Annotated in this window: 13 protein-coding genes; 12 read left to right on the top strand and 1 reads right to left on the bottom strand. The window is 43.0% G+C overall.

The features are described 5' to 3' along the window. The first annotated feature begins 48 nt into the window (after positions 1 to 48). The 11 genes from C1A07_RS06705 (at position 49) to glmM (ending at position 11,405) form a co-directional block, all read left to right on the top strand. On the top strand, positions 49 to 741 hold the full coding sequence (locus tag C1A07_RS06705; protein ID WP_101876430.1) for a polysaccharide deacetylase family protein: 693 nt from the start codon (positions 49 to 51) through the stop codon (positions 739 to 741). Between the two features lie 28 nt (positions 742 to 769). Continuing rightward, positions 770 to 2,092, top strand: a complete 1,323-nt coding sequence (locus C1A07_RS06700; RefSeq protein ID WP_101876429.1) for a replication-associated recombination protein A — start codon at positions 770 to 772, stop codon at positions 2,090 to 2,092. Between the two features lie 162 nt (positions 2,093 to 2,254). Continuing rightward, positions 2,255 to 3,694, top strand: coding sequence for a transcription termination factor Rho (gene rho / locus C1A07_RS06695; protein WP_101876428.1), 1,440 nt, complete (start codon positions 2,255 to 2,257; stop codon positions 3,692 to 3,694). 158 nt (positions 3,695 to 3,852) lie between these two features. Then, entirely contained in the window at positions 3,853 to 4,062 is a 210-nt protein-coding gene (rpmE, locus tag C1A07_RS06690; protein WP_101876427.1) for a 50S ribosomal protein L31, read from the top strand. A gap of 143 nt (positions 4,063 to 4,205) precedes the next feature. Beyond that, the gene (locus tag C1A07_RS06685; protein ID WP_101876426.1) at positions 4,206 to 5,195 is read left to right on the top strand and encodes a DUF1385 domain-containing protein; all 990 of its coding nucleotides are present in this window, start codon (positions 4,206 to 4,208) and stop codon (positions 5,193 to 5,195) included. Next, positions 5,170 to 6,117: a peptide chain release factor N(5)-glutamine methyltransferase gene (gene prmC / locus C1A07_RS06680; RefSeq protein WP_101876425.1), complete on the top strand. Its 948-nt coding sequence runs from the start codon at positions 5,170 to 5,172 to the stop codon at positions 6,115 to 6,117. Before C1A07_RS06685 ends, prmC begins: the two co-directional genes overlap by 26 nt. 21 nt (positions 6,118 to 6,138) lie before the next feature. Further along, complete coding sequence (prfA, locus tag C1A07_RS06675) at positions 6,139 to 7,218, top strand: peptide chain release factor 1 (RefSeq protein ID WP_101876424.1); 1,080 nt, start codon at positions 6,139 to 6,141, stop codon at positions 7,216 to 7,218. Positions 7,219 to 7,230: 12 nt separating this feature from the next. Continuing rightward, a complete protein-coding gene (gene rfbA / locus C1A07_RS06670) occupies positions 7,231 to 8,130 on the top strand; it encodes a glucose-1-phosphate thymidylyltransferase RfbA (RefSeq protein WP_101876423.1) in 900 nt (299 codons plus the stop codon). Positions 8,131 to 8,161: 31 nt separating this feature from the next. Continuing rightward, the gene (gene rfbB / locus C1A07_RS06665) at positions 8,162 to 9,187 is read left to right on the top strand and encodes a dTDP-glucose 4,6-dehydratase (RefSeq protein ID WP_101876422.1); all 1,026 of its coding nucleotides are present in this window, start codon (positions 8,162 to 8,164) and stop codon (positions 9,185 to 9,187) included. Continuing rightward, a complete protein-coding gene (gene rfbD, locus C1A07_RS06660) occupies positions 9,184 to 10,035 on the top strand; it encodes a dTDP-4-dehydrorhamnose reductase (protein WP_101876421.1) in 852 nt (283 codons plus the stop codon). Before rfbB ends, rfbD begins: the two co-directional genes overlap by 4 nt. Positions 10,036 to 10,052: 17 nt before the next feature. After that, complete coding sequence (gene glmM, locus C1A07_RS06655) at positions 10,053 to 11,405, top strand: phosphoglucosamine mutase (protein WP_101876420.1); 1,353 nt, start codon at positions 10,053 to 10,055, stop codon at positions 11,403 to 11,405. Here the strand turns inward: glmM and C1A07_RS06650 are convergent. After that, the gene (locus C1A07_RS06650; RefSeq protein ID WP_101876419.1) at positions 11,400 to 13,313 is read right to left on the bottom strand and encodes a sigma 54-interacting transcriptional regulator; all 1,914 of its coding nucleotides are present in this window, start codon (positions 13,311 to 13,313) and stop codon (positions 11,400 to 11,402) included. The two genes, glmM and C1A07_RS06650, sit on opposite strands and share 6 nt — an antisense overlap. A 283-nt stretch (positions 13,314 to 13,596) precedes the next feature. Here C1A07_RS06650 and C1A07_RS06645 point away from each other — a divergent pair, with 283 nt between their 5' ends. Then, positions 13,597 to 14,979: an MmgE/PrpD family protein gene (locus C1A07_RS06645; protein ID WP_101876418.1), complete on the top strand. Its 1,383-nt coding sequence runs from the start codon at positions 13,597 to 13,599 to the stop codon at positions 14,977 to 14,979. The last annotated feature ends 3 nt before the right edge of the window (positions 14,980 to 14,982 follow it).

Raw genomic sequence — 14,982 nt, 5'->3', positions numbered from 1 at the left:
GAAAATATTTGATATATATAAAATAAGGCGGATTGTTTGGGATGGCGTATGATAAACTCAGGAAGGAGAAAAAAATGGCTGTGTCTGGCGATTATTTCCCTGGCAGTATGTCTGTGGATAGCTGCAGGAGGAAATAAGGCGCTTTTTTGCGTTGCAGATGGAGAAAGCCGGGAAGCGGCGGCAGAGACAAAATATGTAGCCCTGACTTTTGACGACGGCCCTCATTCTGTATATACGGAGATGCTTTTAGACGGATTAAAGGAAAGAAATGTAAAAGCCACATTTTTTCTTATTGGAGATAATATTAAGGGAAATGAGGAGTTGGTGAGAAGAATGGACCGGGAGGGACATTTAATTGGAAATCACACCTCCACCCATGTGCTGCTCACTGATAAGCCGGAGGCAGAGGCCTGCAGGGAAATTACAGAGACAAATGAAAGGATATGTTCCATAACAGGGAAAATGCCTACATATATACGCCCTCCATTTGGCTCCTGGAGCGAGAAGCTGGAGTGTATGGTGCCTATGGACGTAGTGCTGTGGAACGTAGATCCACTGGACTGGAAAATCCAGAATACGAAAAAAATTGTAAATCATATATTGAAAAATACTAAAAACAGCAGTATTATTTTACTTCACGATTCCTATAAAACTTCAGTAGAAGCAGCTCTGGAAGTTGTTGACACTTTGTCCGGTGAAGGCTATACTTTTGTTACAGTAGACGAGATGCTTATTGACTGAAATAAGGCCTGGCCTTTGGAGGGAAATTGTGGATTTATTTGATTATATGAGAGAAAATACGATGGAAGAAACAGGGCCTTTGGCTTCCCGCCTCAGGCCTGATACTTTAGATGAGGTAGTAGGACAAAAACATATTATCGGAAAGGACAAGCTGCTTTACCGTGCCATTCAGGCGGATAAGCTGGGCTCAATTATATTTTACGGCCCTCCGGGCACTGGAAAAACCACCTTGGCAAAGGTAATTGCCAATACAACCAGCGCTCAGTTTAAGCAGATTAATGCAACTGTAGCAGGGAAAAAGGATATGGAGGAGGTAGTCCAGGAGGCCAAAGAGGTTCTGGGCATGTACGGCAAAAAGACAATTTTGTTTGTAGACGAGATCCACCGTTTTAACAAAGGCCAGCAGGACTTTCTGCTGCCTTATGTGGAGGACGGCACTATTATCCTAATTGGAGCTACAACGGAAAATCCCTATTTTGAGGTAAACGGAGCTTTAATCTCCAGATCCAGGATTTTTGAATTAAAGCCTTTAGAAAAGGAAGATATTAAACAGCTGATCCGCCGGGCTGTGTATGACGAGAAAAAAGGCATGGGCAGCTACCAGGCAGAAATTACAGATGAGGCTGCAGAGTTTTTGGCAGATGTATCTAACGGGGACGCCAGGGCGGCCTTAAATGCAGTGGAGCTGGGAGTTCTCACTACAGAGAGAAGTCAGGACGGAAAAATTTATATAGATATGGATGTGGCCCAGGAATGTATACAGAAAAGAGCGGTGCGGTACGACAAAGGCGGGGACAGCCATTATGATACCATTTCTGCATTTATTAAAAGTATGAGAGGCTCAGATCCTGACGCCGCTGTTTATTATCTGGCCCGTATGCTTTATGCAGGCGAGGACATTAAGTTTATTGCCAGAAGAATTATGATCTGCGCAGCTGAGGACGTAGGAATGGCGGACCCACAGGCGCTTACAGTGGCAGTAAGCGCAGCCCAGGCTGCAGAGCGTATTGGAATGCCTGAGGCTCAGATTATTCTGGCCGAGGCAGTTACTTATGTGGCAACCGCCCCTAAAAGCAACGCTTCCTATATGGCTATTGAGGCGGCAATGGATTATGTAAAAAATAACAGGACCTTGCCGGTTCCTCCTTATTTACAGGACAGACATTATAAGGGGGCGGCCAAATTGGGAAGAGGACTGGATTATAAATATGCCCACGATTATCCGTTCCATTATGTGAAGCAGCAGTATTTGCCTGAGGGGATGGAAGGAACCTCCTTTTATCATCCCACGGAAAACGGATATGAAAAACAGGCAGGAGCATACCTGGAATTTCTTAAAAATCTGAATTAAATCTGAATTAAGAAAAATTTATCTTTTCATTTTGGAAAACACAGTATATAATATGGATATAAAGCTACCCGGCGGCTGAACGGCCGCCGGAACCCCGTCAAATCGTTATATTTCTGAGACTTACAATCCCCGGATATTATATAAATGAAAAAGGAGAAATTTATGCGCGATAAATTAGAAACATTGCCTCTGGCCCAACTGCGTGAGTTGGCTAAAACACAGGGGTTAAAGGGTGCAGGCAGCCTTAGAAAGGCAGAGCTTATAGATTTGCTTTGCAAAGAGGCAAAAAAGCAGGAGGACGCCCAGCAGGAGGAAACAGTGAAAACAGAAGAGAAGGCTTCTGAGGAAAAATATGCAGAGCGCCGCGCCTCCAGACAAAGTTCACATACAAGGTATGATGGAGGAAGAGGGGACGGACAGCATGAGGGCAGAAGCGAGGCTCAGATGAACCCTGAGCTGCAGGAATTGGACAGCGGTATTGAGGCCAACGGTATTTTGGAGGTGATGCCTGACGGCTTTGGTTTTATCCGGTGTGAAAACTTTCTGCCAGGAGAAAACGACGTTTATGTAGCCCCGTCCCAAATCCGCCGTTTTAATATGAAGACAGGCGATATTATTCTGGGCAGCAGAAGAGTAAAAAGCGCCACAGAAAAGTTTGCCGCCTTATTATTTGTAAAGTCTATTAACGGATACCCTGCGTATGTAGTAGAAAAAAGGCCTAATTTTGAGGATTTGACCCCGGTATTCCCAAACAGCCGTCTTCACATGGAGACTTCAGGCGGGAAAAATACTACAGCTATGCGTGTTTTAGATCTGCTTTCCCCTATAGGAAAAGGACAAAGAGGAATGATTGTGTCCCCGCCTAAGGCAGGTAAAACTACACTGTTAAAGCAGGTGGCAAAGGCCATTACCACCAATCATCCGGATATGCATCTGATTATTTTGCTGATTGACGAAAGACCGGAGGAGGTTACAGATATTAAAGAAGCGATTACAGGCCCTAATGTGGAGGTTATTTATTCTACCTTTGACGAGCTGCCGGATCGGCATAAAAGAGTGTCCGAGATGGTAATAGAGCGGGCCAAAAGGCTGGTAGAGCATGGGCGGGACGTAATGATCTTGTTAGACAGCATTACAAGACTTGCCAGGGCTTACAACCTGGTGGTTCCTCCCAGCGGAAGAACTCTTTCAGGCGGTTTAGACCCAACAGCCCTGCATATGCCTAAAAGATTTTTCGGCGCTGCCAGAAACATGAGAGAGGGAGGCAGCCTGACTATTCTGGCTACAGCCTTAGTAGATACTGGAAGCCGTATGGACGACGTGATTTACGAGGAATTTAAGGGCACCGGCAACATGGAGTTGGTTCTGGACAGAAAGCTGTCAGAAAAGAGAATTTTCCCTGCTATTGACATATTAAAATCAGGCACCAGAAGAGACGATCTTTTACTGTCCAGGGAAGAGATGGAAGCGGTGGATACTGTTCACAAAGCTACAAACTCTATGAAGCAGGACGAGGCGGTAGAGAAGATTCTGGACCTGTTTGCCCGCACCAGAAACAACAGAGAGTTTGTGGAAATGGTTAAAAAAGTCAGACTATTTTAGGGAAGGGAAAATTGCTTGCATCCCTTATTGTTTTATGATATACTGTTTAAGCTGTTTATATTGTGCTGTCTCACCAGATAAAAAGTATGGAAAAAGACAGCGATGAATAAAAAATATGCGGTCGGAAACCGCAGAGTACAATGTGAGAGGTGAAGAACATGAAGGAAGGAATCCATCCAAATTATTATCAGGCAAAGGTTGTCTGCAACTGCGGCAATGAATTTGTAACAGGATCTACAAAGTCAGATATCCACGTAGAAGTTTGCTCCAAGTGCCATTCATTCTACACAGGCCAGCAGAAAGCAGCTGCAGCTCGTGGACGTATTGATAAGTTCAATCGTAAGTATGGTGTTAATACTGCTAAATAAGAAGTATGAGCAAGAGAAAAGGTTGGGATTTAGTGGCGACACTATACTCAACCTTGTTTTATTACAGAGGAAAGTTATTTTTAACTTCCTGTGTAACATAAAGGCCCTGGGGGCAGAATCAGAAAAATAAGGGAGGTGACAGATTGAAATATTCAGGAATAGGCGGTCAGGCTGTTATTGAAGGGATTATGATGAAAAACGGGGACCAGTATGCCACTGCAGTGAGGAAACCGGACGGAGAGATTCAGGTGCAGAAGGATACTTATACCAGCCTGACTGAAAAGGTAAAATTCTTTTCTCTGCCATTTGTAAGAGGAGTGTTCAGCTTTGCAGATTCTATGATTTTAGGAATGAGAACCTTGACGTTTTCCGCCAGCTTTGTGGAGGACGATGAGGATGCAGGGGAACCTGGCAGGTTAGAATTATTTTTAGATAAAGTATTCGGCGAAAAGTTAGAAAAGGTGCTGATGGGGTTTGTCATGGTATTATCCGTCTTTTTGGCAGTAGGTATCTTTATGATATTTCCCATGTTTCTTGCAAACTTATTAAAAAATGTGATTCAGTCTGAAACAGTAATGGCTTTTTTAGAAGGCGTTATCAGAATCCTTATATTTATTGCATATATTAAAGTTGTGTCCAGAATGGAAGATATAAAGCGGACATTTATGTATCACGGCGCAGAGCACAAATGTATTAACTGCATTGAACATGGGCTGGAGTTAAATGTGGAAAATGTAAGAAACAGTTCTAAGGAGCATAAACGCTGCGGAACCAGTTTTCTTTTAATTGTAATGCTGATTAGTATTTTATGTTTTATGATTGTAAGGGTAGATACAATCTGGCTGAAGGTAGTAAGCAGAATTGTGCTGATACCTGTGATTGCAGGAATCTCTTATGAATTTTTAAGATTGGCGGGGAGAAGCGATTCCCCTGTTGTCAATCTTTTAAGCAAGCCCGGACTTTGGATGCAGGGGCTGACCACAAAGGAACCTGACGATTCCATGATTCAGGTGGCTATTGCAGCTGTGGAAGCAGTATTTGACTGGAAGGCATATTTAAGAGAGAATTTTCCGGAAACCAGAAAGGACCTAGAAAGGAATAAAAGTGTTGACGCTGCAGCAATTATGGGCTGACGGGCGGCAGAAGCTTATGGAGGCCCAAGTGCCGGATGGAGAGCTGGATTCCAGACTGCTTCTGCTGGAGGCGTTTGGCCTGTCTCTTTCAGAGTTTTTTTTAAAAAGAAATGATAAATTAAATGAAAATGATCCGGTAATTTTAGAAAAAAGGGAACAATATGAAAAGTGGCTGGATTTAAGAAAAAACAGAATCCCCCTTCAGCATTTAACGGGGACCCAGGAATTTATGGGACTGGAGTTTCATGTAAATTGCCATGTTCTGATTCCCAGGCAGGATACGGAAACCCTGGCAGAGTTGGTATTAAAGCACTGCAAAGAAAAGGAAATCTGCCTTCTGGATATGTGCACCGGCTCAGGGTGTCTGGCTGTAAGCCTTTCTGTGCTGGGGCAATACAAAAAAGTATATGGGGCTGATATATCTAAGAAAGCCTTGGACGTTGCCTGGGAAAATGTAAAAGCTTGTTTTGTGAAAAACAGGCCGAATACTTTAGATGATAATAAATGGCAGGCCTGCGTAACCGGGGAGGGAAAGGACGGCTCCCTGCAGTCCCGGACGCTGATTCTTATAGAAAGCGATTTATTTAAGAATCTGGATAAAGAAGTAAAGTTTGACGTGATTGTGTCAAATCCTCCCTATATTGCCACAAAGGTAATAGAAGGTCTGGAGCCGGAGGTGCGGGACTATGAGCCTATTAATGCCTTAGACGGAATGGAGGACGGGCTGTTTTTCTACCGCAGAATTGCAGCTGAGGCCAAAGGATATTTAAAGGAAAAGGGAAAAATATTTCTGGAGATTGGATATGACCAGGGGGAAGCTGTCAGCCAAATTCTTTCAGAACATAAATATAAAAATATACACACAGAAAAGGATGCAGCCGGAAACAGCAGAGTAGTTTGGGCAGAGGCCCCGGAGGCGTAAAATGATAATCAGGAGGTTACCATGTTTGACAGATTAGATGATATACTCATCCATTATGAAGAGCTTATGCAGGAATTGAATAATCCTTCTGTGGCTGAGGATCAGAGAAGATTCAGAAAGCTGATGAAGGAGCAGGCGGATCTGGCTCCTATTGTGGAAGCTTATAAAGAGTATAAACAAGCAAAACAGGATATAGAGGATAGTCTGGCCCTTTTAGAGGAAGAGACAGATGAAGAAATGAGGGAGATGGCAAAGGAGGAGCTGTCTGGCGCCAAGAAAAAAATCGAGGAGCTGGAGCAGCAGTTAAAAATTCTCCTTCTTCCAAAGGACCCTAACGACGACAAAAATATTATTATGGAAATCCGCGCCGGAGCAGGCGGGGACGAGGCTGCTTTATTTGCTTCTGAATTATACCGCATGTATGTAAATTATGCGGAAAGCCACAGATGGAAAACTGAGTTAGTAAGTGTAAACGAAAACGGCATCGGCGGTTTTAAGGAAGTTATTTTTATGATAAACGGCCAGGGAGCTTACTCTAAGCTGAAATATGAAAGCGGCGTTCACAGGGTACAGAGAGTGCCGGAGACAGAATCAGGAGGCCGTATTCACACCTCCACTGCAACAGTGGCCGTTATGCCTGAGGCGGAGGATGTAGACGTTGTAATTGATGACAAGGACATTAGAATTGACGTTATGCGCGCTTCCGGAAACGGCGGTCAGTGCGTCAATACTACAGACTCTGCAGTGCGTTTAACACATATTCCTACTGGAATTGTGATTTACAGCCAGACAGAAAAGTCACAGCTGCAGAATAAGGAAAAGGCGTTCCGCCTTCTGCGCTCTAAGCTGTATGATATAGAGCTGGAAAAAAGACAGAATTCTGAGGCGGAGGAGAGAAGAAGCCAGATCGGCACTGGAGACCGTTCAGAGAAAATCCGCACCTATAACTTCCCTCAGGGCCGTGTGACAGAGCACAGAATTAAATTGACATTATACAAAATAGATTCTATTATGAATGGAGATATAGAGGAAATCATCGACAGTCTGATTGCAGCCGACCAGGCGGCTAAGCTTTCTAAGCTGCAGGAGCAGGAGATGTAGAGGAGGAACGCCATGAAAGGTATTATTCTGGCCGGAGGATCCGGCACCAGACTTTATCCGCTGACAAAAGTAACTTCTAAACAGTTGCTTCCCATTTATGATAAGCCAATGATTTATTATCCCCTGTCTGTTTTAATGAATGCAGGCATCAGAGATATTTTAATTATTTCCACCCCAGATGACACGCCTAGATTTGAGGCTTTGCTGGGAGACGGGGCTCAGTTTGGCGTAAATCTCACATATGCTGTGCAGCCAAGCCCGGACGGACTGGCTCAGGCGTTTATTATAGGCGCTGATTTTATTGGCAGTGAAAATGTGGCTATGGTGCTGGGAGACAATATTTTTCACGGACAGGGCTTAAAGAAGCGTCTGAGAGCAGCTGCGGCAAAGCAGACAGGGGCCACTGTGTTTGGATATTATGTAGACGACCCGGAACGTTTTGGCATTGTGGAGTTTGACAAGGACGGAAAAGCTGTCTCTATAGAGGAAAAGCCGGAGCGTCCAAAGTCTAATTACTGTGTGACAGGTCTGTATTTTTATGACAATAAGGTCGTGGAGTATGCAAAGAATTTAAAGCCGTCTGCCAGAGGAGAGTTGGAGATTACAGACTTAAACAGAATTTATTTGGAAAATGGGGAGCTGGACGTAACTCTTTTAGGCCAGGGCTTTACATGGCTGGATACAGGAACCCATGAATCTTTAGTAGAAGCTACAAATTTTGTAAAGACCATTGAGACGCATCAGCACAGAAAAATTGCCTGTCTGGAGGAAATTGCCTATCTGAACGGATGGATTTCTAAGGAGCAGGTAATGGAAACATATGAAGTGCTGAAAAAGAATCAGTACGGCAAGTATTTAAAAGATGTGCTGGACGGAAAATATGTGGACAAGCTTCACAATAAAGATAACTAATACAGACAGCTGAATACGGAGGAAACAGGCTATGAAAATAATTGTAACAGGAGGAGCCGGGTTTATCGGCGGCAACTTCGTTCATCATATGGTAAATAAATATCCTGACTACGAAATCATTAATCTGGACCTGCTTACATACGCAGGTAATCTGGAGACATTAAAGCCAGTAGAAAATAAGCCTAATTATAAGTTTGTAAAAGGCGATATTGCAGACAGAAAGTTTATTTTTGATCTGTTTGAAAAAGAAAAGCCGGACATGGTAGTAAATTTTGCTGCAGAAAGTCACGTAGACCGCTCTATTACAGACCCGGAGATTTTTGTGCGCACCAATGTAATGGGAACTACTACATTGCTGGACGCCTGCAGAACATACAGAATTAAAAGATACCATCAGGTATCTACAGACGAGGTATATGGAGATCTGCCTTTAGACAGGCCTGATTTGTTCTTCACAGAAGAAACTCCTCTCCATACATCCAGCCCATATTCCTCTGCAAAGGCCAGCGCAGATTTATTTGTTTTGGCATATCACAGAACATACGGGCTGCCTGTAACAATTTCCAGATGCTCCAACAATTACGGCCCTTACCATTTTCCTGAAAAGCTGATTCCCCTGATTATCAGCAGGGCTTTAGCTGACGAGGAGCTGCCTGTTTATGGCACTGGAGAAAATGTCAGAGACTGGCTTCATGTATCAGACCACTGTCAGGCCATAGATTTAATTATTCACAAGGGCAGAGAAGGAGAAGTTTACAATATTGGCGGCCACAACGAAAGGACAAACCTGGAGGTTGTAAAAACCATTCTCAAAGCTCTTAACAAGCCGGAAAGTCTGATTAAGTTTGTTACAGACAGACCGGGACATGACAGAAGATACGCCATAGATCCCAAAAAGCTGGAGACAGAGCTGGGATGGAAGCCCCAATATACCTTTGACACAGGAATTGTACAGACAATTCAGTGGTATCTGGACAACGAAGACTGGTGGAAGCATATTTTAAGCGGAGAGTACAGTCAGTATTTTGACAAAATGTATGGAGACAGATTAAAATGAGAGTTTTTGTGACAGGAGTAAAGGGACAGCTGGGAAATGATGTAATGGATCAGCTGGAGAAGCAGGGCCTTACTGGAATCGGAGTGGACGTGGAGGAGATGGACATTACTGACCCTGAAGCCTGCAGAAAAGTAATTACAGAAGCAAAACCTGACGCAGTTATCCACTGTGCCGCATATACTGCAGTAGACGCCGCAGAAGACAATGTAGAGCTGTGCAGAAAGGTAAACGGAGAGGGCACCAGAAATATTGCCAGGGTGTGCCGCGACCTGAATATTAAAATGATGTATATCAGCACAGATTATGTGTTTAATGGACAGGGAGAGCGCCCCTGGGAGCCGGACGATTACAGGGAACCTTTAAATGTGTACGGTCAGACAAAGTATGAAGGGGAGCTGGCAGTGGAGGAGCTGGTGGAAAACTTCTTTACTGTAAGAATCGCCTGGGTATTCGGCAGGGGAAAGAATTTTATTAAAACCATGCTGAGACTGGGCAGGGAAAATGGAGCTGTAAACGTAGTAAATGATCAGATCGGTTCTCCTACCTACACATACGATCTGGCCAGACTGTTGGTTGACATGATTCAGACAGAAAAGTACGGACGTTATCATGCTACAAATGAGGGGATCTGCAGCTGGTATGAATTTGCCTGCGAGATTTTCCGCCAGGCAGGCATGACAGAAGTAAAGGTAACTCCAGTAAGCAGCGGCCAGTTTCAGGCAAAGGCTAAAAGGCCTATGAACAGCCGTATGAGCAAAGAAAAGCTGACGGAAGAAGGCTTTGAAAGACTGCCGTCATGGCAGGACGCTTTAGGCAGATATCTGAAAACACTGGAAGTACAGCAGTAGCGGCAAAAGGAGAGACAATGGGTAAGTATTTTGGAACAGACGGTTTCCGGGGAGAAGCCAATGTAGATTTAACAGTAGAACATGCATACAAAGTAGGAAGATTTTTAGGATGGTACTATGGAAAGAAGAATCCAGAGGAAAAGTGCCAGGTGGTAATCGGCAAGGATACAAGACGCAGCAGCTATATGTTTGAGTATTCTTTAGTGGCAGGATTGACTGCCTCAGGCGCAGACGTATTTCTGCTTCATGTAACTACCACCCCAAGCGTTTCCTATGTGGTGCGCACAGAAGGCTTTGCCTGCGGCATTATGATTTCAGCCAGCCACAATCCTTATTATGACAACGGAATTAAAGTGATTAACGAGAGGGGAGAAAAGCTGGAGGAAAGTGTAATCCAGGAAATCGAAAAATATCTGGACGGGGAGATGGAAGAAATTCCAATGGCCCGCAGGGATCAAATTGGCCGCACTGTAGACTTTGCAGCAGGAAGAAACCGCTATATTGGATATTTGATTTCTATTGCTACACGTTCCTTTAAAAATAAGAAAGTAGCTTTAGACTGCGCCAACGGAAGCGCTTCCGCCATTGCTAAAAATGTGTTTGATGCTTTGGGAGCAGAAACTCATGTGATTAATAATGAGCCAAATGGTTTAAATATTAATACAAACTGCGGCTCTACTCACATTCAGTATCTTCAGGAATTTGTAAAGGCAGAAAAATGTGATATTGGTTTTGCATATGACGGAGATGCAGACAGATGCATCGCTGTAGACGAAAAGGGAAACGTTGTAGACGGGGACCTGATTATGTACATCTGCGGCAAATACATGAAGGAGCAGGGCACTCTTGTAAATAACACTGTTGTTACAACAGTTATGTCTAATTTCGGCCTTTACAAGGCTTTAGACAAGGCACATATTGCTTATGAAAAAACTGCGGTAGGCGACAAATATGTATATGAGAATATGGCTCAGTACGGACACTGCCTGGGCGGCGAGCAGTCCGGCCATATTATTTTCAGCAAACACGCCACCACAGGAGACGGAATCCTCACCTCCTTAAAGGTTATGGAAGTAGTTCTGGAGAAGAAAGAAACCCTTTCTAAGCTGGCTTCAGAGGTTACTATTTTCCCGCAGGTGCTGACAAATGTGCGGGTGCAGGATAAAAAGGCGGCTCAGGATGATCCGGATGTTCAGAACCAGGTGCAGAAGGTAACAAAGCAGCTGGGAAGCGACGGCAGAATTCTGCTGCGCCAGTCCGGCACAGAGCCTGTAGTCCGGGTGATGGTGGAAGCGCCGGACCACGAGACCTGCGAAAAATATGTAGACCAGGTAGTACAGGTAATGAAGGCCAAAGGGCACGTATTATAAGTTGGGATTTTTAAATGCCTTCAGTTTACGCCACAGCGTAACACGGCTGATTCCTAATAGAGCGGCAGCTTTTGTATAGTTGCCGCTTGTTTCATTTAATGCCGCCTGAATTCTTTCCATTTCTTCATCTGGGGAGAAACGGCGGGCAGAGCTGTCTGAAATAAAAGTGGCTGCTGCTTCACATCTTTTCTTTCTGTAATAAATTTCTTGTTTTAAAAGCTCCCATGTAATATCTGTTGGTTCTGAAGGATCTCTGGTTGCAATTATTGTTTTCACAAAATTTTCCATTTCCCGCACATTTCCCGGCCATGTATGAGAACAAAGCGTTTCACCTAATGAGGGGTGATTTTGTTCTAATTCAACAGCCAGTATACTATCCTGTTTAGCAATGAAACCCAGAAATAAAGGGAGAATATCTTCTTTTCTTTGGCGCAGGGGAGGTATTTCTAATTCCAATACAGCTAATCTATAGTACAGATCTTCGCGAAATTGCTTTTGCTGAACAAGCTCCCAAAGATTTCTATTTGTAGCTGCAATAATGCGCACATCAAAATTAATCACTTTACTGCCGCCTACGTGAACAAGCTGCTGTTCCTGAATCACTCTCAAAAGCTTACTTTGAAGAGGAAGGCTTAGCTCTCCTATTTCATCTAAAAAAATAGTTCCTTTATGAGCAATTTCAAAATATCCTTGTTTTCCGCCTTTTTTTGCCCCTGTAAAGGCTCCCTCGTCATAACCGAAAAGCTCGCTTTCCAGAAGATTCTCACTAATAGCAGAGCAATTAACTGCTACAAATGGATTTTTACATCGTTTGCTGTGGTTGTGAATAGATTGAGCCAATACTTCCTTTCCAGTGCCGGTTTCTCCCAAAATAATGATACAGTCGTCGCTTTTTGCAAATCTGTGGGCAGCCCTCAGAAGAGTTTGAAACCTGGGGCTGATACTTATAATATCTTCAAAATGATGTTTTGCCACAAATCCTTTTAAAGCCAGAGAACTGCGGATATGTTGTTCCTGTTTTTGAATAGCGTCAATACTGGAAATAGTAACCATAACGTTGCTCAGTTCGCCTTTTGATAAAATAGGTATGGCGGATGCCATAAAATGTTCATTTCCAAAACTGCACATTAAATATTTAATAGATTCTTTGTGATGAAAAACAGGGTTTAGCTGGTTTCTAGGGAAAAATTCAGTGATGGTTCTCCGGGAAAGCTGGTCTTTATCTGCCTGCAGAATTTTCTCGGCCAAATTATTGAAAATAGAAATTCTGCCATTTTCATCTGTAAATAAAATTCCCTGCTTAGAGTATTGAAATACAGAAGTCAGCTGCTGGTTTATTTCTGTTTTTTGACAAATAGACAGCCCTGTATCATAAGCCAGATGAATAAAAGACTGGAGAGATTCCTGGGGATAAACAAATATACTAGTCATTCCCATATGAGAAGCTCTGTCACATACAAGGCCGCTGCCGATTACGCAGCTGTAGCCTGATTTTTTATATTTTAAAATAATGGCATCAATGCTGTCTAAGGTTTCATAATATTCTGACACCACTTCTACAGACATAATATTTTGAATCTGAGTGATTTGAGGCGTGCGTGTTTCAGCAGGCAGTATAATTACAGGCACTGTATGAAGTGAAATAGCCTGGTCGTAGGCCAAAAGAATATCAAAAAGACTGGGTTCAATTTTAATAATTGGTTTATCCGTCAGTTTATATAAAACTTTAGTTAAATAGCCGCTGGATAAAAGCACATCAGCTTTAGAAAGTTCTGGGGGAAGCTGTGTTTCATCTTTTGCAATAGAATCGGAAAGAATGAAGTCAGCATCTAAATTCATATCATCTATAGCTTTAATTAAAGCCTGTCCGATTGGTCCAATACAGACCATTCCTATTTTAGGTCTCAATTTAATCCCTCCGTCTTGTTGTGAGTGTTACACTGTTACATTAATTGTAACAGATAATGTAATAACTGCAACAGTTTTAAATAGTAAATCTAAAATACTACAGGAAATTAAAATTGATAAAATAGGCAGTTTCCTATATTCTCCCTTGTGAAATTGGCAATAAATGGAGATTTCTCACCCCTTTATGGTTTGGCATGTCTTTTGCTCTAAATGATATTAAAGAGCAGCTCTTATTATTTTCAGAAAAAATTTATGATTCTATTACAGAAAAGGAGAGTTATTTATGGAAAAGAATATTTCATTATCTCAGCAGATTGCAGAAGTAGGAGAACAGCTAGAATTTAAGGATTTGCCTGAGCGCGTAGTACAAAATTCTAAAATGTTTATTATGGACCTTTTGGGAAATATTATTGCCTCCCGCCATGTGGAATCCAGCCAGATTTGCCTTGAGACAGCCTGTGAAATGGGAGGCAACCCGGACAGCACGGCAATTGGATGCAATTATAAAACGTCAGCACAGATGGCGGCGTTAATTAACGGCACATTTGGACATGCTTTTGATATGGATGATGATCACAGATACGGGACGCAGCATTCTTCTGTTGTGGTATTCCCTGCAATTTTAGCTTTGGCTGAAAAGTACAAAAAAAGCGGAAAAGATGTGATTACAGCCTTTGCTTATGGGTCCGAGATTACCATTCGTTTAGGGGAAGCCTTTGAAGGGCAGACCTATTATCAGGGCTTTCATCCCACAGGAACCTGCGGAGTATTTGGGGCGGCAGGAGGCGCGGCCAAGCTTTTAAATTTAGATAAAGAAAAAATAACTTATGCATTAGGCTTAGCAGGCAGCCAGGCAGCCGGTTTGCTGGAGTGGAAGGCTCAGGGCACATGGTCGAAACGCTATCAGGCAGGACATCCGTCTATGTGCGGTGTAATCAGCGCTTTAATGGCAAAAAACGGATATACAGCGCCCACTACAGTATGGGACGGCCAGGACGGTTTCTTGAGGGCTTATTCTTATAAAGATATTTGGAATGAGACAAAGGTATATGAAGAATTTGGAAAACGATGGGAAATGGCAGATACATCTATTAAAGTTCACGCCTGCTGCAGATTTTCTGCACCTTTAGCAGATGCCGGAGTGGAGCTGTATAAAAGAGGCATTGATTACAGGCAGGTAGAATCTATTTTAGCACGTGTAAACAAATACTCTATCAAAGTGCTGACTATTCCTGCTGAGACTAAGGCAGATCCTCAAACTGTAGTGGATGCTCAATTTTCACTGCCATATGCCATTGCGTGTGGATTGGTAAAAGGACATGAAAATATTGATGATTACACAAATGAAAGTATTAGGGACCCTCAGGTATTGGAAACAGCTAAGAAAGTCAGTTGGGTGCTAGATCCTGAAATCGAAAAAGTATACCCCAAATATTATCCCTGCACAGTAGAAGTGACTATGAAGGATGGTACTAAGGAAATATGTCATATTGAATATCCCAAAGGAGATCCTGAAAATCCTGTAAGCTGGGAAGAGGCTGTAGAAAAGTTTCGCTTTATGGCCGGACATGAAATGGGTTCTTATAAAATCAATAGAATTATTGATTTATGCAGCCGTCTGGAGGAACTGGAAAATCTGGATGAGCTGACACAGTTATTGTATTAAAGA

Origin of the sequence: Lachnoclostridium edouardi (genome assembly GCF_900240245.1) — a bacterium.
Lineage (GTDB): Bacteria > Bacillota > Clostridia > Lachnospirales > Lachnospiraceae > Lachnoclostridium_A > Lachnoclostridium_A edouardi.
This window is presented reverse-complemented; position numbering and strand designations above follow the sequence as displayed.

Coding starts and splice junctions, on each gene's coding strand:
- rfbB (WP_101876422.1), top strand. CDS start 8,162: ATGAAAATAATTGTAACAGGAGGAGCCGGGTTTATCGGCGGCAACTTC.
- glmM (WP_101876420.1), top strand. CDS start 10,053: ATGGGTAAGTATTTTGGAACAGACGGTTTCCGGGGAGAAGCCAATGTA.
- rfbD (WP_101876421.1), top strand. CDS start 9,184: ATGAGAGTTTTTGTGACAGGAGTAAAGGGACAGCTGGGAAATGATGTA.
- C1A07_RS06645 (WP_101876418.1), top strand. CDS start 13,597: ATGGAAAAGAATATTTCATTATCTCAGCAGATTGCAGAAGTAGGAGAA.
- rpmE (WP_101876427.1), top strand. CDS start 3,853: ATGAAGGAAGGAATCCATCCAAATTATTATCAGGCAAAGGTTGTCTGC.
- rho (WP_101876428.1), top strand. CDS start 2,255: ATGCGCGATAAATTAGAAACATTGCCTCTGGCCCAACTGCGTGAGTTG.
- rfbA (WP_101876423.1), top strand. CDS start 7,231: ATGAAAGGTATTATTCTGGCCGGAGGATCCGGCACCAGACTTTATCCG.
- prfA (WP_101876424.1), top strand. CDS start 6,139: ATGTTTGACAGATTAGATGATATACTCATCCATTATGAAGAGCTTATG.
- C1A07_RS06705 (WP_101876430.1), top strand. CDS start 49: ATGATAAACTCAGGAAGGAGAAAAAAATGGCTGTGTCTGGCGATTATT.